Source organism: Brevundimonas sp. EU05-FHT14B11 (assembly GCF_058790835.1).
This window is the reverse complement of sequence record NZ_JBYTCY010000002.1, coordinates 371,983-390,929: the sequence shown is the minus strand read 5'-3', so window position 1 is coordinate 390,929 and position 18,947 is coordinate 371,983. Positions and strand designations below refer to the sequence as shown.

General features: G+C 69.2%; 22 protein-coding genes. 1 reads left to right on the top strand and 21 read right to left on the bottom strand.

Annotated features, from left to right (window positions below; all coding sequences use genetic code 11):
• Positions 1-28: 28 nt before the first annotated feature.
• From AC3WRV_RS09345 to AC3WRV_RS09330, 4 genes are all read right to left on the bottom strand, one after another.
• Positions 29-1,006: a beta-ketoacyl-ACP synthase III gene (locus AC3WRV_RS09345; protein WP_291837743.1), complete on the bottom strand. Its 978-nt coding sequence runs from the start codon at positions 1,004-1,006 to the stop codon at positions 29-31.
• Complete coding sequence (plsX, locus tag AC3WRV_RS09340) at positions 1,003-2,049, bottom strand: phosphate acyltransferase PlsX (protein ID WP_492313597.1); 1,047 nt, start codon at positions 2,047-2,049, stop codon at positions 1,003-1,005. The genes AC3WRV_RS09345 and plsX overlap by 4 nt, the downstream gene beginning before the upstream one ends.
• Positions 2,050-2,175: 126 nt before the next feature.
• Complete coding sequence (locus AC3WRV_RS09335) at positions 2,176-2,688, bottom strand: YceD family protein (protein WP_291837737.1); 513 nt, start codon at positions 2,686-2,688, stop codon at positions 2,176-2,178.
• On the bottom strand, positions 2,685-3,215 hold the full coding sequence (locus AC3WRV_RS09330; protein WP_492313030.1) for a ubiquinol-cytochrome C chaperone family protein: 531 nt from the start codon (positions 3,213-3,215) through the stop codon (positions 2,685-2,687). The genes AC3WRV_RS09335 and AC3WRV_RS09330 overlap by 4 nt, the downstream gene beginning before the upstream one ends.
• A gap of 87 nt (positions 3,216-3,302) precedes the next feature.
• On the opposite strand from AC3WRV_RS09330, the gene bamE reads away from it, so the two are divergent.
• Positions 3,303-3,779 carry an outer membrane protein assembly factor BamE domain-containing protein gene (gene bamE / locus AC3WRV_RS09325; protein WP_291837731.1) on the top strand — a complete coding sequence of 159 codons (477 nt, stop codon included), beginning with the start codon at positions 3,303-3,305 and terminating at the stop codon, positions 3,777-3,779.
• 233 nt (positions 3,780-4,012) lie between these two features.
• Here bamE and AC3WRV_RS09320 read toward each other — a convergent pair whose 3' ends face one another.
• From AC3WRV_RS09320 to AC3WRV_RS09240, 17 genes are all read right to left on the bottom strand, one after another.
• A complete protein-coding gene (locus tag AC3WRV_RS09320) occupies positions 4,013-6,163 on the bottom strand; it encodes a sodium-translocating pyrophosphatase (RefSeq protein ID WP_492313029.1) in 2,151 nt (716 codons plus the stop codon).
• A gap of 178 nt (positions 6,164-6,341) precedes the next feature.
• The gene (locus AC3WRV_RS09315) at positions 6,342-6,770 is read right to left on the bottom strand and encodes a hypothetical protein (protein ID WP_492313028.1); all 429 of its coding nucleotides are present in this window, start codon (positions 6,768-6,770) and stop codon (positions 6,342-6,344) included.
• A 37-nt stretch (positions 6,771-6,807) separates the two neighbouring features.
• On the bottom strand, positions 6,808-7,797 hold the full coding sequence (gene thiL, locus AC3WRV_RS09310) for a thiamine-phosphate kinase (RefSeq protein WP_492313027.1): 990 nt from the start codon (positions 7,795-7,797) through the stop codon (positions 6,808-6,810).
• 4 nt (positions 7,798-7,801) lie between these two features.
• Complete coding sequence (gene nusB, locus AC3WRV_RS09305) at positions 7,802-8,326, bottom strand: transcription antitermination factor NusB (RefSeq protein ID WP_492313026.1); 525 nt, start codon at positions 8,324-8,326, stop codon at positions 7,802-7,804.
• Complete coding sequence (ribH, locus tag AC3WRV_RS09300) at positions 8,323-8,787, bottom strand: 6,7-dimethyl-8-ribityllumazine synthase (RefSeq protein ID WP_291835706.1); 465 nt, start codon at positions 8,785-8,787, stop codon at positions 8,323-8,325. Before ribH ends, nusB begins: the two co-directional genes overlap by 4 nt.
• Positions 8,781-9,914, bottom strand: a complete 1,134-nt coding sequence (ribB, locus tag AC3WRV_RS09295; protein WP_291835686.1) for a 3,4-dihydroxy-2-butanone-4-phosphate synthase — start codon at positions 9,912-9,914, stop codon at positions 8,781-8,783. Before ribB ends, ribH begins: the two co-directional genes overlap by 7 nt.
• Entirely contained in the window at positions 9,914-10,504 is a 591-nt protein-coding gene (locus AC3WRV_RS09290) for a riboflavin synthase (protein WP_291835684.1), read from the bottom strand. The genes ribB and AC3WRV_RS09290 overlap by 1 nt, the downstream gene beginning before the upstream one ends.
• A gap of 103 nt (positions 10,505-10,607) precedes the next feature.
• Positions 10,608-11,255: a RibD family protein gene (locus AC3WRV_RS09285; protein ID WP_492313025.1), complete on the bottom strand. Its 648-nt coding sequence runs from the start codon at positions 11,253-11,255 to the stop codon at positions 10,608-10,610.
• Positions 11,255-11,725, bottom strand: a complete 471-nt coding sequence (nrdR, locus tag AC3WRV_RS09280) for a transcriptional regulator NrdR (RefSeq protein WP_291835677.1) — start codon at positions 11,723-11,725, stop codon at positions 11,255-11,257. The genes AC3WRV_RS09285 and nrdR overlap by 1 nt, the downstream gene beginning before the upstream one ends.
• A 7-nt stretch (positions 11,726-11,732) precedes the next feature.
• Positions 11,733-13,016 (bottom strand): serine hydroxymethyltransferase, encoded by a 1,284-nt coding sequence (glyA, locus tag AC3WRV_RS09275; RefSeq protein WP_492313024.1) that lies wholly within the window; start codon positions 13,014-13,016, stop codon positions 11,733-11,735.
• 108 nt (positions 13,017-13,124) lie between these two features.
• Positions 13,125-13,526 carry a GFA family protein gene (locus AC3WRV_RS09270; protein WP_492313023.1) on the bottom strand — a complete coding sequence of 134 codons (402 nt, stop codon included), beginning with the start codon at positions 13,524-13,526 and terminating at the stop codon, positions 13,125-13,127.
• Positions 13,527-13,624: 98 nt separating this feature from the next.
• Complete coding sequence (locus tag AC3WRV_RS09265; protein ID WP_291835669.1) at positions 13,625-13,807, bottom strand: DUF6898 family protein; 183 nt, start codon at positions 13,805-13,807, stop codon at positions 13,625-13,627.
• A gap of 27 nt (positions 13,808-13,834) precedes the next feature.
• Entirely contained in the window at positions 13,835-15,076 is a 1,242-nt protein-coding gene (hemA, locus tag AC3WRV_RS09260; RefSeq protein WP_492313022.1) for a 5-aminolevulinate synthase, read from the bottom strand.
• Positions 15,077-15,248: 172 nt separating this feature from the next.
• Positions 15,249-16,172, bottom strand: coding sequence for a 3-hydroxyisobutyrate dehydrogenase (gene mmsB, locus AC3WRV_RS09255; protein WP_492313596.1), 924 nt, complete (start codon positions 16,170-16,172; stop codon positions 15,249-15,251).
• A gap of 56 nt (positions 16,173-16,228) precedes the next feature.
• Entirely contained in the window at positions 16,229-17,002 is a 774-nt protein-coding gene (locus tag AC3WRV_RS09250; protein WP_492313021.1) for a class I SAM-dependent methyltransferase, read from the bottom strand.
• A 26-nt stretch (positions 17,003-17,028) separates the two neighbouring features.
• Complete coding sequence (locus AC3WRV_RS09245) at positions 17,029-17,820, bottom strand: class I SAM-dependent methyltransferase (protein WP_492313020.1); 792 nt, start codon at positions 17,818-17,820, stop codon at positions 17,029-17,031.
• A gap of 64 nt (positions 17,821-17,884) precedes the next feature.
• Positions 17,885-18,937 carry an enoyl-CoA hydratase/isomerase family protein gene (locus AC3WRV_RS09240; protein ID WP_492313019.1) on the bottom strand — a complete coding sequence of 351 codons (1,053 nt, stop codon included), beginning with the start codon at positions 18,935-18,937 and terminating at the stop codon, positions 17,885-17,887.
• Positions 18,938-18,947 lie beyond the last annotated feature (10 nt).

The window sequence follows — 18,947 nt, the reverse complement described above, 5'->3', positions numbered from 1 at the left end:
GCCCTGAAATGAAAAGGCGAAATGCGCTTTACAGACGAATCGCGCAGGCGCCCCAGGTCAGCCCCCCGCCCATGGCCTCCATGACCACCAGATCGCCGCGCTTGATGCGCCCGTCCTTGATGGCGGCGTCCAGCGCGAGGGGGATGGAGGCGGCCGAGGTGTTGGCGTGGGTGGCGACGGTCGAGATGACCTTCTCCTCGTCCAGGCCCAGCCGGTCGCCGACGCCGCGGATGATGCGCTGGTTGGCCTGGTGCGGCACGAACCAGTCGACCTCGGGCACTTCGATGCCTGAGGCTTCGCAGGCGGCGGTGATGGCCTCCGCGATATTGATGACCGCGTGGCGGAACACCTGATTGCCCGCCATGCGCAGATGCCCGACCGAGCCGGTCGTGGCCGGGCCGCCGTCCACATACAGCAGGTCGGTCTTGGAGCCGTCGCAGCGCAGGGCAAAGCCCAGCAGGCCCTGATCGGCCTTGGTCCCCTGCCCCTCACGCGGCTCTACCACCACGGCCCCGGCGCCGTCGCCGAACAGCACGCAGGTGGACCGGTCGTTCCAGTCCAGCAGCCGGGTCATCTCCTCGGCGCCGATCACCAGGGCGCATTTGGCCAGGCCCCGGGCCACGAAGCCGTCGGCGACGCTGAGCGCATAGACGAAGCCCGAGCACACGGCCTGGACGTCGAAGGCGATGCCGACGGGCGCGCCCAGCTTGCGCTGCACGATCGAGGCCGTGGCCGGGAAGGTCATGTCCGGGGTGGTGGTCGCCACCACGATCAGGTCCACGTCCGCCGCCGTCTTGCCCGCATCGATCAGGGCGCGACGGGCGGCCTCGACCGCCAGATCGCTGGTGGGCTCGTCATCGCGCGCCTTGTGCCGCTGCTTGATGCCGGTCCGCTCCTGGATCCACTCGTCCGAGGTGTCCACGATGGCGGCCAGATCGGCGTTGGTGACGATCTGTTCCGGAAGATACGAACCGACGCCGGTCACGGCGCTTCGCATGACGCTCACTTGGTAGTCTCCATGGCCGCATCCGAAGGCTGCGCGGGCGGCTGTTCCAGTACGGCGGTCAGCTTCTGCAGGCTGGCCCCGACCTTGGTCATATAGTCACTGCGCGCCAGATCGACAGCGATGCGGATCGCGGCGCCGAAGCCGCCCGCGGTCGCGCCGCCGTGGCTCTTCACCACAATGCCGTTCAGGCCCAGCAGCGGGCCGCCGTTGATGGCGTTGGGATCGATCTTTGCGCTCATCTTCTTCAGCGCCGGATAGGCCAGCGCCGCCCCGGCCTTGGCCATCAGGCTGGAGGTCAGGGCCTCGCGGGTCAGGGCGCCGATGAATTTGGCCACGCCCTCGGCGGTCTTCAGGGCGATGTTGCCGGTGAAGCCGTCGGTGACGACCACATCGACCGTGCCCTTGGCGATGTCGTCGCCCTCGACGAAGCCGTGATAGGCCAGACCGAAGCCGCCCTCGCGCAGCAGGCGCGCGGCCTCGCGGACCTCCTCGTGGCCCTTCATGTCCTCGGACCCGACGTTCAGAATGCCGACGGTAGGGCTGGCGACCCCGTGCACGGCGGTCATGAAGGCCTCGCCCATGATGGCGAACTCGACCAGCTGGGCTGCGTCGCTCTCGACGTTGGCGCCGACGTCCAGCACGGCTGTGACGCCCCGGAAGGTCGGCCAGCTGGCGACGATGGCGGGACGTTCAAGGCCCGGCGCGGACATGCGCAGGATCAGTTTGGAGATGGCCATAAGGGCGCCGGTGTTGCCGGCCGAGACGATTGCGGCGGCCTCCCCGGTCTTCACCGCCTCGATGGCGTTCCACAGGCTGGAGCCCTTGCCGCGGCGCATCGCCGTGGCGGGCTTCTCGTCCATGGCCACGACCTTGTCGGTGTGGCGGACGTCGCAGACGTCGTCGCCCAGGCCGCAACGGGCCATTTCGGCGCGGATCGCGGCCTCGTCGCCGTTCAGGAGGAAGCGCACGCCCTCGCCGCCGTGCCGCGTGCGGTAGTCGCATATGCCGCCGACCACGACCGGCGGGCCGTGATCCCCGCCCATGGCGTCAAGCGAGATCAGAATGGGGGATGGCAAGCCGTTTCGACTCCGTCGCGCCGACGTTAGCGGCGCTGGTCAGGCGGCGACGATAACGCCGCACAAGGGGGATGCAACCAGGTGGACCCGGCGTCAACCTTCGTCGGAGGGCCGAAGTTGCTTCAGGACCGCGAAAGGCGAGATTTCGGTGGGTTCCGGCGGCTGGACGAACTCCGCGCCCGGCTTGCGGGGGAACGGGTCCAGATGCAGGGCCAGCTGTTCCACGACGTACTGGCCCAGATCGATCTGGCCGTCCTCGACCACGTCGGGCGATTCGTCCTCCAGCGTGATGATGATCTCGTCGGATTCCTCGTCCACCGGCTCGGCCAGCTGGACCGAGAAGGCCTCGTCGATCGTCAGCGGCAGCGGCTCCAGGGTGATTCCGCAGGTCTGGGCCAGCTCGGCCCGGACGCGGCCGGACAGGGTCCAGCCCGCGGCGGTGGGGACCAGGTTCACCTCGGCCTCGACCGCGTCCAGCGACGCCAGGTCCAGCGCCCGGGCGATTCGGGCGCGGGCGGCGGCGTCGGGCGTCAGGGTGCGTTTCACGCCGGACCCGATCTGGTGCAGGCGGACAGGCTCGCTGTAGGGCAGCTGGGGAGTGCTCATGCCTTCACCTCCGCCCACGCGGGGGCTTTCAGAACGTCGTCGAACGGCTGGGCCGCCAGCCGGGCGCGGCTGGACAGGGCATAGGCCGCCAGGGCCGCCCCGTCAGCAGGCGTCTCGCTTTCCAGCACGTTGCGCGCCAGGCCGGCCGCCAGCGTATCGGCGTCCCCGTCCCGCAGCGGCTGCTCATAGGTGGTCATGCGCCCGTAGAGCGACTCGCCCAGCTTGCGCATTTTCTTGCCGACCGAAATGTCGCCGACGCCCAGCTCCCGCAGGGTGTGGTCCAGCGCCGACACATAGGTGTCGAACAGCTGCTGGCCGGCGTCGCCGCCGCGCTCGGTCCCCTCGTCCTTCAGCCGCATGGTCAGCAGCAGGACGTGCAGGGTGTACAGCTCGAACCGCGCGTCGATGCGGTCCGCGACGCCCAGCGCGGTGTAGAAGCGCGGGTCGCGGGCCTGACGGACGGCGATTTCATAAAGCCCGTCGCCGAAGCGTTCGCGGCGGAGGGTTCGGAAGAGATTCTGCAGCATGTTTCACGGCCCCTTTTCCGCCGCGCCGTTGAACTAAGGCTCGGGTCCGGTTAGGTCAAAGACCTTGTTCTGTCGCAGGCGCCGCAAATGCTCCGTACGAAACTCCTGATCGCGGCCCTGTCGCTCGCCGCGCTGACCACGGCCTGCGCCCCCGTCGTGGGCCAGAACGGCTTCCAGGCCATCGACGCCAAGCCCACCGACATCGTCGCCGGCACGGACACGCGCCAGACGGTGCTGACCAAGCTGGGCTCGCCGTCGACGACCTCGGCCTTCGAGAGCGACACGATCTGGTACTACGTCAGCCAGACGACCGAGAAATACACCTACAACCGCCCGCAGGTGACCCAGCGCAGCGTGACCGAGATCACCTTCAACGCCGGCGGCCAGGTCGCGGGCGTGCGCACCCTGGGCCTCGACGACGGCGAGCGCATCTCGATGAACGGTCGCGAGACCCCGACCCGCGGCCGTCAGCTGACCATCCTGGAGCAGCTGCTGGGCAACGTCGCCCGCGGCCAGCTGCCCCGCACCGAGGAAGACGCCCCCGGCCAGCGCCGCCCGGACTAGGGTTCGGCGTCTACAGCGCTCTCTGCTCACCGAAACGCCCCGGAGATGGCTCTCCGGGGCGTTTCTCGTTGTGGCGCCAAGTTAGTGGTTAGTGATTAGTGGCTGGGCCGGAGAAGGTTCTTCGTCAGAGGGCCTCCTGCCGGCGGCATCGAGCCACTAATCACCAACCACTCACCACTTGCCGGCCACCGGCGGCAAAAGGGGTGACGCCGTAACCGACGCCACCCCCACCGTTAGCCGATCTTCCCGCTCGCCAGCACCGCCAGCAGAAGCAGGGCGACGATGTTGGTGATCTTGATCATCGGGTTCACCGCCGGACCGGAGGTGTCCTTGTAGGGATCGCCCACCGTGTCGCCGGTGACGGCGGCCTTGTGAGCCTCCGACCCCTTGCCGTGGACCACGCCGTTCTTGTCGGTGAAGCCCTCTTCGATGACCTTCTTGGCGTTGTCCCAGGCGCCGCCGCCCGAGGTCATCGAGATGGCCACGAACAGGCCGGTCACGATGACGCCCATCAGCATGGCGCCCAGGGCGGCGAAGGCGTTGGCCTTCTCCGGCTGGATGAACAGCACGACGACGAACAGCACGATCGGCGACAGCACCGGCAGCAGCGACGGCACGATCATCTCCTTGATCGCCGCCGAGGTCAGGATGTCGACCGCCTTGCCGTATTCGGGCTTCACCTCGCCGGTCATGATGCCCGGGTTCTCGCGGAACTGACGGCGCACCTCGGCGACGACCGATTCGGCCGCCCGGCCCACGGCGGTCATCGACATGCCGCCGAACAGGAAGGGCAGCAGCCCCCCGAACAGCAGGCCGACCACGACGTAGGGGTTGGTCAGGTCGAAGGCGACCGTCCCGAGGCCTTCGAAGAAGCTGCCCGGCAGGGCGGTCTCGGCGAAGTATTTGAGGTCCTCGGTATAGGCGGCGAACAGCACCAGGGCGCCCAGGCCGGCCGAACCGATGGCGTAGCCCTTGGTCACGGCCTTGGTGGTGTTGCCCACCGCGTCCAGAGCGTCGGTCGAGTGGCGCACTTCCGGCGGAAGGCCCGCCATCTCGGCGATGCCGCCGGCGTTGTCGGTGACCGGACCGAAGGCGTCCAGCGCGACGATCATCCCCGCCACGCCCAGCATGGTCGTGGTGGCGATGGCGATGCCGAACAGGCCCGCCAGCTGGAAGCTGACGACGATGCCGACGATGATGGCCAGGGCCGGAAGCGCGGTGGCCTCCAGCGAAACGGCCAGGCCCTGGATCACATTGGTGCCGTGGCCCGAGACGGAGGCGTTGGCCACCGAACGGACCGGACGGAAGTTGGAGCCGGTGTAGTATTCGGTGATGACCACGATGGCGGCGGTGACGACCAGGCCGACCACGCCGGACCAGAACAGCTGCATCGAGGTGATGACCAGCCCGCCCGAGGTGCTGACCGTGGCCGGAGCCACCTGGTCGATGATCCACCAGACCGCGCCGATCGACAGGACGCCGGTGACGATGAGGCCCTGATAGAGGGCGCCCATGATGTTCTGGCTCTTGCCCAGGCGGACGAAGAAGCTGCCGATGATCGAGGTGACGATGCAGATGGCGCAGATGGCCAGCGGCAGCAGCATCATCGCGCCGACATACTCCGTGCCGCGGAAGAAGATGGCGGCCAGCACCATCGTCGCCACGGTCGAGACGGCGTAGGTCTCGAACAGGTCGGCGGCCATGCCGGCGCAGTCGCCGACGTTGTCGCCCACGTTGTCGGCGATGGTGGCGGCGTTGCGGGGGTCATCCTCGGGGATGCCGGCCTCGACCTTGCCCACCATGTCGCCGCCGACGTCGGCGCCCTTGGTGAAGATGCCGCCGCCCAGTCGCGCGAAGATGGAGATCAGCGAGGCGCCGAAGCCCAGCGCGACCAGGCCGTCGATGACCTCGCGGCTGGTGTTCTCGAGCCCGAGGCCCGCGGTCAGGAAGGCGTAGTAGCCCGCCACGCCCAGCAGGGCGCCGCCGGCCACGAACATGCCGGTGATGGCTCCCGAGCGGAAGGCGAGGTCCAGCCCCTTGGACAGGCTCTCGGAGGCCGCCTGGGCGGTGCGGACGTTGGCCCGGACCGAGATCAGCATGCCGGCGAACCCGGCCGCGCCCGAGAGCACGGCGCCGATCAGGAAGCCGAGGGCGGCCCATTGGCCGATCAGCAGGTAGGCGGCGATCAGGATGACGACGCCGACGGCGCCGATGGTCATGTACTGGCGGCGCAGATAGGCGGAGGCCCCCTCCTGGATGGCGGCCGCGATCTCGCGCATGCGGTCGTTGCCGGTGGGAGCTTTCATCAAGGCGGCCGTCTGGATCGCTCCGTAGAGAATTCCGAGACCGCCCGCGGCTATGACAAGCCACAGATAGTTAGACATGGCGTTTCCAAACCCTGTGTGTAGGGCGCCCGGACCCTTGGCGCGGCGGGCGTTTTCGCCTCTCTCCGCCTTCCGGTCCCCCCGTGCGCAACGGTCGCGTCAGGGGCGACCACTCGGGATAACGGGGGAAGCGTGCCAAATGCGTCGGAGTGACGCAACAGGGGATGGTGAACGGTGTTCAGCCGGCCCGCAGGCCGGTCCGCCAGCGCGGGGCCTGGCTGATGATCTCGACGCGCGCGATCGAGCCGCGTCCGACGATGGCGGCGGCGGCGCGCATCAGGCTGGCCGACATCAGGTCAGTGTCGATGCGGGTCCAGTCGTTGGGCACGATGAAGGGCGTGCGGTGCCCGGCGCGGACCAGGGCGTCGCGGAGGTAGGCCTCCTTGCCGCGCATCGATTCCACGGTGGCCGAACCGCCCAGGTGCAGGCGCATGGAGACGAAGACGTAGTTGCGCAGCCGGCCCTCGGCGATGACCGGCAGTCCGACGCCTGAGATGTTGACCGTCGCCCCGCCGGACGAGCGGGGGGCGTCGCCGGCGGCGGCCGTCGAGGCGACAGCCGCGGCGGGCAGGACGGCGGCGGCAGAGAGGAGGTCACGACGGCGCATGGGGACACCCTGCCCCAGACGCCTTGAGATTTCGTTGTCAGCCGTGGGTGAAACCCGACGCCGCAATCTGGACCGGCTGGCCGGCGAAGCGGGCGGTGACGCCCTTGCCCTCGACGACCCGGCCCAGGCGGGTCAGCCAGATGTGGCGGCGCTCGGCCTCGCGGCGCAGGGCGGGCTCGTCCCTGGCGGCGGCGGTGAAGGCGATCTCATAGTCGTCACCGCCGGTGGCCAGGGTCTCCAGCGCCGCCTGCTCGTCCACCCGCCCGGCGAACCAGGCCTGCCCGGCCGGGGACAGGGGCGTGACCTCCAGATCGATGTCCAGGCCGACGCGGCTAGCCCCGGCGATGTGGCCCAGGTCGGCGATCAGGCCGTCGGAGACGTCCACGGAGGCCGTGGCCATGTCGCGGATGGCGTCGGCGAAGATCAGGCGGGGGATCGGGCGGCGATAGTGCTCGACGAGGGCGGCGAGGCGCTCGGGCGCGAGTCCCAGCTTCTCCCGCGCGGCTTGCAGGCCCAGCCAGCCGTCGCCGATGAAGCCGGTGACGAAGACCAGGTCCCCGGGACGGGCGCCGGCGCGGCTGACCGTCTTCCCCTTGGGCGACCAGCCCATCAGGGTGGCCGAGAACGTCGCGGGACCGGGCGTGACCACCGTGTCGCCGCCCAGCAGGGCGACGCCGAAGGCCTTCTGATCGTCGGCCAGTCCCTTGGCGAAGGCCTGCCGCTCGGGCCAGCCGCAGCGCTCGGACCAGCCGCAGGATAGCAGGTAGCCGAAGGGCTCGGCGCCCTTGGCGGCGAGGTCGGACAGGTTCACCCGCAGCAGCTTCTGGGCCACCGTATCGAGCGGATCGGTCGGCAGGAAGTGGACGCCCTCGACGATAGTGTCCTTGGTCAGGACCAAGTCGAAGCCGGGCCGGGACGGAACCACGGCGACGTCGTCCAGCAGGCCCCTGCCCCATTCGGGATGGGCCAGCGGGGCGAACAGCCGCCGGATCGTCTCGAACTCACCGGCGACGTCGATTGCCGGCATGGGATCAGCCGCGCACGTCCCGGGCGACGCCGTCGAGCGCCGCGTTGACGAACTTGGCCTCGGAGTCGTCGAAGAAGGCCTTGGCCAGCTCGACGTATTCGTCGATGACGATCTCCTTGGGCACGTCGCGGCTTTCGCGCAGCTCCCAGCCGCCGGCGCGCAGCAGGGCGCGCAGGGTCGAGTCCAGCCGCTCCAGACGCCAGTTGGACGCCAGGCGGGCCTTCACCGAATCGTCGATGGCGCGCTGGTGGCCGACCACGCCGCGCACGATGGCGGCGAAATAGGCCTCATCGGCCTCGGCGAGGGGTTCGCCCTCGATGTCGGCGTCGAAGCGGTGGTTCGAGAACTCGGTGATGACGGTGTCCACCCCCTCCCCGGCCAGCTCCATCTGGTAAAGCGCCTGGACGGCGGCGAGGCGGGCGACGGTGCGGGCCCGGCGCTGACGCGAGGTCAGGGCCGGTTCGGCGCGGGACTTCTCGGCCTCGGCGAGTTGCTCGAGGACGGACTTGAGGCTGTTGGGTTCGGTCACGCGCCCAGTCCTACGCGCAGCCGCTTGCGCAAGGCAATGAGGTCGAGCGCGGCGCGCGCGGCGCCGCCGCCCTTGTCGCCCTCGCTGCGACGGGCGCGGGCCCAGGCCTGGTCCTCGTCCTCGGTCGTCAGGATGCCGTTGCCGACCACCACGCCGTTCAGGCCCAGCTGGGTGATGCCGGCGGCCGACTGATCCGAGACGATCTCGAAATGATAGGTCTCGCCGCGGATCACCGTCCCCAGGGCGACGAAGCCGTCATAGCGCGGCGCGGTCGGATAGCGCCCGGCCTCGACGGCCAGGGCGATCGCGGTCGGCACTTCCAGCGCGCCCGGAACGGAGATCACGTCGAACTGGACCCCCTGTTCGCGCAGGGCGTCCTTCGCCCCTTCCAGCAGGGCGTCGGCCAGGTCGTCATAGAAGCGCGCCTCGACGATGAGGACGCGGATGGGATCGCTTACGATTGGTCTTCTCCGTCCATGTCGCGCCAGCCGACGATACGCAGGCCGTAGCCTTCCAGCGCGGTGGGATTGGGGCGCGTCGAGCTCATCACGATCATGTCGCGCACGCCGAGATCCAGCAGGATCTGGGCGCCGACGCCGTAGTTGCGCAGCGAGCGATCGACCGCCTTGGGCCTCTCGACGCCGGCCAGGCGTTCGGCCAGGCCGTGCAGGTCGGGGTCGCGCAGGAAGACGGTGACGCCGGCGCCGTCATGGTCGCTGATCGCCTTCAGCGCCTGCGGGATGTAGCACTGGCGGGCCTCGACATGGCCCAGCAGGTCGGCGGCGAAGTCGACCTGGTGCATGCGCACGAGGGTCGGCTTGCCCGGCTCGATCCGACCGTGGACCAGGGCGACGTGCTCGTTGCCCTCGATGGTGTTCTTGTACAGCATCAGCCGGAACGGGCCGCCGTGGACGCTCTCGAACGGCGTGTCCATGATCCGCTCGACGAAGCGCTCGGTGCGGCGGCGGTAGGCGATGAGGTCGGCGATGGTGCCGATCTTGAGGCCGTGCAGCTGGGCGAAGGCGATCAGGTCCGGCATGCGGGCCATCTCGCCGTCGTCCTTGATGATCTCGCAGATGACGCCCGAGGGGTTCAGGCCGGCCATGCGGCTGATGTCCACGGCCGCCTCGGTGTGGCCGGCGCGGACCAGGACGCCGCCGTCGCGGGCGACCAGCGGGAAGATGTGGCCCGGCGAGACGATGTCGTCCACGCCCTTGGACGGGTCGGTCGCGACATGGATGGTGCGCGAGCGGTCGGCGGCGGAAATGCCCGTGGTGACCCCGTCCTTGGCCTCGATCGAGACGGTGAAGGCGGTGGTCATGCTTTCGCGATTGTCGGCGGCCATCGGCGGCAGGCGCAGCTGGCGGGCGCGGTCGGCGGTCATGGCCAGACAGACCAGGCCGCGGGCCTGTTTGATCATGAAGTTGATCTGGTCCGGCGTGGCGAACTGGGCCGGGATGATGATGTCGCCCTCGTTCTCGCGATCCTCGGCGTCGACGAGGATGTAGGGTCGCCCGTTGCGGGCGTCCTCGAGGATGTCCTCGATGGGGCTGATGGGGCTGTCGTTCATGTTCGCGGCCAGTTGCATTACGCCGTCTCCTGCCACCGCGCGAGGTATCGCGCCAGCATGTCGATCTCGAGATTCACGTCGTCGCCGATTTTCAGTTGGCCGAGCGTCGTCACGTCCCAGGTGTGGGGTATAAGATTAAGTACGAAAACGCGCCCCTCGACCGCGTTCACGGTCAGAGAGACGCCGTCGACGGTGATCGAGCCCTTGGAGGCGATGAAGCGGTGCAGCGGCGCCGGGGCCTCGATCTCGATGCGGTGCGAGCCGCCATCCGGCGTGATCGAGACGACCTTGCCCAGCCCGTCGACGTGGCCCGAGACGACGTGGCCGCCCATCTCGTCGCCCAGCCGGGCCGCGCGTTCCAGATTGACCCGATGGCCCTCGGTCCAGTCGCCCAGGTTGGTCTTGGACAGGGTCTCGCCCGAGACCTCGACCGCGAACCAGCCGGGGCCTTTCTCGGTGACCGTCAGGCAGCAGCCCGCGTGGCTGATCGAGGCGCCCAGGTCGATGCCGGCGGTGTCCCAGACGGTCTCGATCTCGTAGCGGCGGTCGCGCGCGGTTTGCTCGACCTTACGGACGCGGCCGATGTCGGTGACGATTCCGGTGAACATTCAGGCGGCCTTGGACGGAAAAAACAGGGTGCGAACAGTGCGGATCGGACCCGGAAAAACACCGTCCGATGCGTCCGAAGCGTCCGGATGGACCGGCGCGAACTCAGCGGAGGGCGTCATAGCGTTCCCACAGGTCGTCGCCGACGGGTTCGGCGGACAGACGCCGGAACTTGGGGGCGTCGGCCAGGTTTGCAAGCGCCAGGGCGGCGACGCAGGGCCGTCCGTCGCCGCCCAGCAGGACGGGCGCGCGGAACCACTCGATGCGGTCGACCAGTCCGGCGCGCAGGAAGGACGCGGCGACCTGCCCGCCGCCCTCGATCAGGACCGAGCCCACGCCCTTGCGGCGGAGGGCGGCGAGGACAGCGGCGGGAGCCGGACGGCCGTCCAGGGTCTCGACCTGTTCGACCGTGGCGGAGCCGATGGGCGCCGGTTCGGACGCCGTCAGGATCAGGGTACCGACTCCTTCCGCCACCCTGGCGGTCGGGGGCGTGCGCAGGCGGCTGTCGAGGACCACGCGCAGGGGCTGGTCCACCGGGCGGCCCGGCAGGCGGGCGGTCAGCTCGGGGTCGTCGGCCAGGACGGTCCCGACGCCGACGAGGATGGCGTCATGGGCGGCGCGCAGGCGGTGTCCCTGCAGCCGCGCCGCTTCGCCGGTGATCCATTTGGATTCACCGGAGGCGGTGGCGATGCGACCGTCGAGGGAGGTCGCCAGCTTCAGGGTGACCCTCATCGTCGTGGACGCGGGGCGCATCAGCGCGACCCGGACTCGTCGTCCAGACCCTCGTCGCCGAGGAAGCGGGCGAAATCGCCGGTGTGGCGGAAGTCCTTGTAGACCGAGGCGTAGCGGACGTAGGCGACCTCATCGACGCCCTTGAGCGCCTTCATGATGAAGTCGCCGACGGTCGAGGACGGGATCTCGGTCTCGCCCAGGCTTTCCAGCTGGCGGGTGATGCGGCTGACCAGCTGTTCGATCTGCTCGGGCTGAACCGGGCGCTTGCGCAGGGCGATGCCCAGCGAGCGTTCCAGCTTGTCGCGGTCGAAGGGCGTGCGGCGGCCGTTGCGCTTGAGGATCATCAGCTCGCGCAGCTGGACCCGTTCGAAGGTGGTGAAGCGCCCGTTGCACTGCGGGCAGGACCGCCGGCGGCGGATGGCCGCGCCGTCATCCGACGGGCGGCTGTCCTTCACCTGGGTGTCCGGGTTTCCGCAGAAGGGGCACTTCATCGCGCGCTTATCCGTAGATCGGGAAGCGGTGCGTGAGGTCGCGCACCTGGGCGGCGACGGCCGCGACCACGGCCGGATCGGCTTCGTCCCCGCCGTTCATCGAGGAGACGACGTCGGCGATCCAGTGGCCGATCTGCTGGAACTCGGCCTCGCCGAAGCCGCGCGTGGTGCCCGCCGGAGTGCCCAGGCGGACGCCCGAGGTGACGGTGAAGGGCGCGGTGTCGAACGGCACGCCGTTCTTGTTGCAGGTCATCAGCGCCATCTCGAGCTGGTGCTCGGTGGCCTTGCCGGTGACGCCCTTGGGCCGCAGGTCGACCAGCGCCAAGTGGCTGTCGGTGCCGCCCGAGACGATGGCCAGGCCGCGGTCGATCAGCACGGCCGACAGGGCCTGGGCGTTCTTCACGACCTGCTGGGCGTAGAGCTTGAACTCGGGCTTCAGCGCCTCGCCGAAGGCCACGGCCTTGGCGGCGATGACGTGCTCAAGCGGGCCGCCCTGCAAGCCGGGGAAGACCGCCGAGTTGATCTTCTTGCCCAGCTCGATGTCGTTGGACAGGATCATGCCGCCGCGCGGACCGCGCAGGGTCTTGTGCGTGGTGGTGGTGACCACGTGGGCGTGCGGGATCGGGTCCGGATAGACGCCGCCGGCGATCAGGCCGGCGTAGTGGGCCATGTCGACCATCAGATAGGCGCCGACCGAGTCCGCGATCTCGCGGAAGCGCTTGAAGTCGATGTGGCGCGAATAGGCGCTGGCGCCGGCGAGGATCAGCCTGGGCTTCTCCTTCTGGGCCATCTCGGCGACGTGGTCGTAGTCGATCAGGTGATCGTCCTCATTGACCTTGTAGGTCACCGGGCGGAACCACTTGCCCGACTGGTTGGCGGGCGAACCGTGGGTCAGGTGGCCGCCGCAGGCCAGGTCCATGCCCAGGAAGGTGTCGCCGGGCTGCAGCAGGGTGAAGAAGACCGCCTGGTTGGCCTGGGCGCCCGAGTGCGGCTGGACGTTGGCGAAGGCGGCGCCGAACAGCGCCTTGGCGCGCTCGCGGGCCAGGTTCTCGGTGACGTCGACGAACTCGCAGCCGCCATAGTAGCGGCGGCCGGGATAACCCTCGGCGTATTTGTTGGTCAGGACCGAGCCCTGCGCCTCCAGCACCGCCTGGGAGACGATGTTCTCGGACGCGATGAGCTCGATCTGCTCCTGCTGACGGCCCAGCTCGCCCCGAATCCCCTTGAAGATCTCCGGATCGGCGTCCGCGAGGGACTTCGAGAAATAGTCAGCGTGGGTGAAGGCGGTCACTCGCGTCCCCGAATACTAGAGTGGTGGTCTGGATGCCGACCTATCTAGGCCCCGGCGCCGCCGACCACAACATCTAGTGTCCCGCTTCGGAACGGGGGCCGCGAACGCCTACCAGCTGTTGCGGCCGTCGACCTTGATGATCGCCAGCGTGGACAGGTCCAGATCGTCGATCATGCGCAGGTTGATCGCCGCGTTCTGACGTTCGGGAATCCCCTCCTTCATCCCGGGCTTCAGCGTGCCGTCGTTGTTGTACAGGGACGCCCAGTCCGGGCTGAAGCCGTGGGTGTTGCCGCCGCACTGGCCGCAGAAATGATGGTGGTTCATGCCGCTGGGCGCGTAGTCGCGAGCCGGCTCGCCAGCGGTCGTGATCCGCAGGTCCTCGGGCGCGTAGTAGCCCCAGACCGCGCCCGTGCGGTGGCAGTAGGTGCAGTTGCACTCCTTGGCCTCGGCCGGGAGGCCCGGAACCTCGATCTTGATAGCGCCGCAGTGGCAGGATGCGGTCAGGGTCATGGCAAGCTCCTCCTCGGTTTCAACGCTGTTGTAGCCCACCCGACTGTCAGGAAATGGCAGCAGTCTGTCAGGAGGGATCGATCCGGTGGCGAACGGGATCAGCCCTGGGCCAGCGCCCGCTTCAGCTTGGCCAGCGCGACGCGCTTCAGCCCCTCCGGCTCGTGCACCGGGCCCATGGCCGAGACCTCGCGGCCGGTGGCGACGTGGATCGCCGAGCATTTCAGATAGGCGCCGTTGCGGGTCAGCTCGAAGATGACTTCGCCGGGATCGTCGGAAGTCATGTCACCTCCCTCCCCGGGTCAGAAAGGTCAGGCCACCGCGGGCAGGCGCGCCACGTTGCAGTGGGTCCACAGGGCGTCCATCGCCTTGACCAGATCGTCCATCATCGCGTCGGTGTGGTTCGGCGACGGGGTGAAGCGCAGGCGCTCGGTGCCCTTGGGGACGGTCGGATAGTTGATCGGCTGGACGTAGACCCCGTGCTGCTCGAGCAGCATGTCCGAGATCATCTTGGTGTGCACCGGATCGCCCACGAAGACCGGGACGATGTGGCTTTCCGACTCCATGACCGGAATGCCGGCCGCGGCGAGGCGGGCCTTGAGCGTCGCGGCGCGCTCCTGATGGGCGTGGCGCAGTTCCGGGTGGGCCTTCAGGTGACGGACCGAGGCGAGCGCGCCGGCGGTCAGGGCGGGCGGCAGGCTGGTGGTGAAGATGAAGCCCGAGGCCCAGCTGCGGACCGCGTCCACGATCACGGCGTCGGCGGCGATGTAGCCGCCCATGACGCCGATGGCCTTGCCCAGGGTGCATTCGACGATGTCGATGCCGTCCAGCACGCCGTCGCGCTCGGCCACGCCCGCGCCGGTCGCGCCGTACAGGCCGACCGCATGGACTTCGTCGAGGTAGGTCAGGGCGTTGTACTTTTTCGCCAGCGCGATGGTGCCGGCCAGGTCGGCGATGTCGCCGTCCATCGAATAGACGCTCTCGAAGGCGATCAGCTTGGGCGCGTCGGCCGGGGCCGCGGCCAGCAGGGCCTCCAGATGGGTCAGGTCGTTGTGGGCGAAGATGTGCCGCTCGCCGCCGCCGTTGCGGATGCCCGCGATCATCGAGGCGTGGTTCAGCGAGTCGGAGAAGGTGATCAGGCCCGGCAGGATGCGCTGCAGCGTGGTCAGGGTCGCCTCGTTGGCGACGTAGCCCGAGGTGAAGAGAAGCGCCGCTTCCTTCTGGTGCCACGAGGCCAGCTCGGCCTCGAGGTCGACCGCCGAACGAGTCGTGCCGGAAATGTTGCGGGTGCCGCCGGCGCCGGCGCCGACCTGGTCGATCTCGGCCTGCATGGCCTCCAGCACCACCGGATGCTGGCCCATGCCGAGGTAGTCGTTCGAGCACCAGACCACGACGTCCTGTTCGGAGCCGTCGGCGCGGCGGCGCTTGGCCAGCGGGAACTGACCGCGCACGCGCTTCAGATCGGCGAAGACGCGGTAGCGCCCCTCGCTCTTCACCTGCTCAACAGCGGTCTGGAATGCGGCCTTGTAGTCGAACAACCCTGTCACTCGCATGGTCTTGTCGGTTCGGCGCGTATGTGCGCCCCGTGCGGGTGAAAGTCTATCAGCGGAGGCGGCTAAATCGTCGCAACTCGCTAATTGATAACGGTTCTCAGTTTCGTTCGTGCGCATGAACGAGCATCGGCGGAAGGACCGTGCGCCGCATTGAGGTGGATCAAGCCCCGGATCAGGTCCGGGGCAGTTCGTCCAGCTTGCCGCGCAGCAGCTGCAGGATGGCGGAGAAGTCCTTGTCGCCGTAACCGAGGCCGTTGAACATCTGGAACAGGGCCTCGGTCTGGGCGCCGAGCGGGGTGGAGGCGCCGGACTTGGCCGCCGCGTCCTGGGCCAGCTTGAGGTCCTTGAGCATCATGGCGGCGGCGAACCCGCCCTCGTAGTTGCGGTTGGACGGGGCGGTCGGGACCGGGCCGGGCCACGGATAGTAGGTGGTGGTCGACCAGCTCTGGCCCGAGGACTTGGCGACGATGTCGAACATCTTGACCGGGTCCAGACCCAGCTTCTCGGCCAGGCCGATGGCTTCGCAGGTGCCCAGCATGGTGATGCCGAGGATCATGTTGTTGCAGATCTTGGCCGCCTGCCCCGCCCCGTGGTCGCCAGCGCGGAACGTGGCGCGGCTCATCGGCTCCAGCGCCGCCTCGATGCGGGCGAAGTCGGGCTCATCGCAGCCGACCATGAAGGCCAGGGTGCCGGCGTCGGCCGCCATGACGCCGCCCGAGACCGGGGCGTCGGCGAAGGCGTAGCCCGCCTCCCTGGCCAGGCCGGCGACCTTGCGGGCGGTGTCCACGTCGATGGTCGAGCAGTCCAGCAGCAGGGCCGAGGACGGCGCGGCGCCGATGATCTGCTCGGAATAGACCTTCAGCACATGCGGACCGGCGGGCAGCATGGTGATGACGATGTCGGCGGCCTTCACCGCCTCGGTGACGCTGGCGGCCGGGGTGCAGCCGGCGGCGGCGGCGCGGTCCAGCGCGGCCTGCGACAGGTCGAAGGCCAGCACCTTGTGCCCCGCCTTGGCCTGGTTGGCGGCCATGCCGCCGCCCATGTTGCCCAGGCCGATGAAGGCGATGGTGGTGGTCATGGCGCGTCTCCCTTTGATTTTGCCGACGGGTTAGCCGGGGCGGAGGGAGAAGGCCAGTCACGAGTGTGGTGTGCTCACCCCGGCTTCTTGAACCGCAGCAGGAACTGGCTGGTGTGGCCGCGGATCGCCGGGTCGAAGACGTTGGCCGTGCGGGGGTCGGCGGGATTGGCCAGGATGTCGCTGGACCCGTCCAGCACGAAGCCCGCGGCCTCGACCTCGGCGATCAGGGTCGCGCGGTCGATGCGGTGCAGGGTGTGGGGCACGGTCAGGTCCGAGCCGGCGACCGCGTCGTGGTCGATGATGACGTAGACGCCGCCCGGCTTGAGCGCCGCGAAGGCCGCCGCATTGACCTTGGCCGCCGTGTCCGTCGCGAACGGGCGCAGGTGCAGATCGTGATAGTTCTGGGCCGTGAAGATCAGGTCCAGCCCCGACGGGAAGACCGGCGCGCCGATGGCCGAGTGGACGCCATCCACGTTCGGCAGGGCGTCGGCGGCGGTGACGGCCTCGCCATAGGAGGCCTGGAAGCCGATGAACTCGTCCGGCTGCCAGGCCGTGACGTGGCCCGACGGTCCCACGGCGGCGGAGAAGACGCGGGTGAAATAGCCGCCGCCGATGATCATGTCGGCGACCTTCCAGCCCGGCCGGACGCCGGTGAAGGCCAGGGTCTCGGCGGTGTGGCGGGCCGTGTCGCGGGCGCGATCCTCATCCGTGCGGACCGGCGAAGCGAGGACAGCGGCGTAGTCGGGCGACTGGACGGCCGCGACGACCGGCGCGGAGCCGGCCTGGGCCGCGACGGCGCCGGTCAGCAGCAGGGCGGCGGCGAGCGCCGGGATCAGGGAGCGACGCATGGACTATCCTCCTGTGAGACCCGGTCTCAGCCGGGCTTTCTGAAACGGTAGACGAAGCGGTCGGTGCGGCCGCGGATCGTGGGATCGAAGACGGTCAGCGTATGGTCGTCGCCGGGGACGCGGACGGCGCTGCTTTCGCCGTCGAAGACGAAGCCGGCGGCCTCGACCTGACGACGCAGTTCGGCGGCCTCGATGCGGTGCAGGCTGCCCGAGACCGAAATGCCGGCGCCGTTGGCGGCCTGGTGGTCGAGGATGACGTAGAGGCCGCCCGGCTTCAGCACCTCGAACACCCGGCGGTTCATCGCCGCCACGTCCACGCCGAAGCGGGGGATGGTGAAGTCGTGGTACTCCTCGCCCATGAAGACGACGTCCAGCGGCTGGTCGAAGGTCATGGTCTCGAGCGCGCCGGTGACGCGGCTGGTGTTGGTGTAGGTCGAGGCCAGGGTGTCGGCGAAGGCGTTCTCGCGGGTCGCCGTCTGATTGGGCACGAAGGCGTAGACGTGGCCGCCGGCGCCGACGACGGGCGCGAACAGGCGGGTGAAATAGCCCTCCTCCGGACGGATGTCGGCGATGACGTGGCCCGGCCGCAGGTTCATCAGGGCCAGCATGTCGGCCGGCTTGCGCAGCGGGTCGCGGGCGACCTCCTCGGGCAGGCGGCGGGTATCGGACAGGGCGTCGGCGTAGCGCGCCTCCGGCGACACGGACGAAGCGGCCGGGGTGGCGTGCACCACCGTCTCATCGCTGCTCTCGTTGGCGATGATGACGCAGCCCGACAGGGCCATGGCGCAGACGGTGGCGAGGACGACGGTTCTCAGCATGGGGACCCCTGTTTTGCGCAGCGGAAGCTACGCTTCACCCGGCCCGATGCAAGGGCTCATCTACTCAGGGCAGCGGCGTCCACTCTTCACCCGCAGGCAACGGCGCGAACAGGGCGTCCAGGGCGGCGTCGGTGACGCCCGACAGGTCGGCGGGCGACCATTTCGGGGCGTTGTCCTTGTCGACGATGACGGCGCGGACGCCTTCCTGGAAATCGTGGGTGCGAACCACGCGGCCGCCCAGGGCGTATTCCATGGCCATGTTCTCGGCGAAGGTCTCCAGCGCCGCACCGGCGCGCAGCTGGCGCAGCGAGACCTTGAGCGACTGGGGCGACTTGGTCTTCAGGATGGCCAGCTGGGCCAGGGCCCAGTCCGAGCCGTCGGCCTCGAGCGCGGCGAAGATCTGCTCGACCGTGTCGAAGGCGAACAGGCGGTCGATGGCCTCCAGATGGGCCTCGATGGGCGCCTCGCCCGCGTCGTCCTCCAGCCCGTCGGCGACATCGATGGGATAGGCCGGATCGACGGACAGGATGGCGCGGAAGGCCTCCAGGGCGTCGGTCGGCAGATAGTGGGTGTGAATGCCCAGGAAGACGGTGTCCGCCGCTTTCAGCCGCGCGCCGGTCAGCGCCAGCCAGACGCCCGTCTGACCCGGCAGGCGCGGCAGGAACCAGCCGCCGCCCACGTCGGGGAACAGGCCGATGCCGGTCTCGGGCATGGCGTAGGTGGTGCGCTCGGTGGCGATGCGGACCGTGGCCGGCTCGGAGATCCCGACGCCGCCGCCCATGACGATGCCGTCCACGATGGCCGTCACCGGCTTGGGATAGTCGAACAGCAGATGGTTCAGCTGGTATTCGGCCTTGAAGAAGGCCTTGGCCTCCGAGGCGTCCCCTGCCCCGCTTTCGGCGATCATGCGGATGTCGCCGCCGGCGCAGAAGCCGCGCTCGCCCGAATGGTCGATCAGCACCGACTGGACCGCCTCGTCCTCGCGCCACGCCAAGAGCGCCGCGATCATGGCGTCGCACATGGCGCGATTCAGCGCGTGCAGGGCCTTGGGCCGGTTCAGGGTGATGACGCCGACGCCGGAGGCGACGCGGGTGAGGATTTCAGGCTCGGTGGTCATGCGGGCCGAC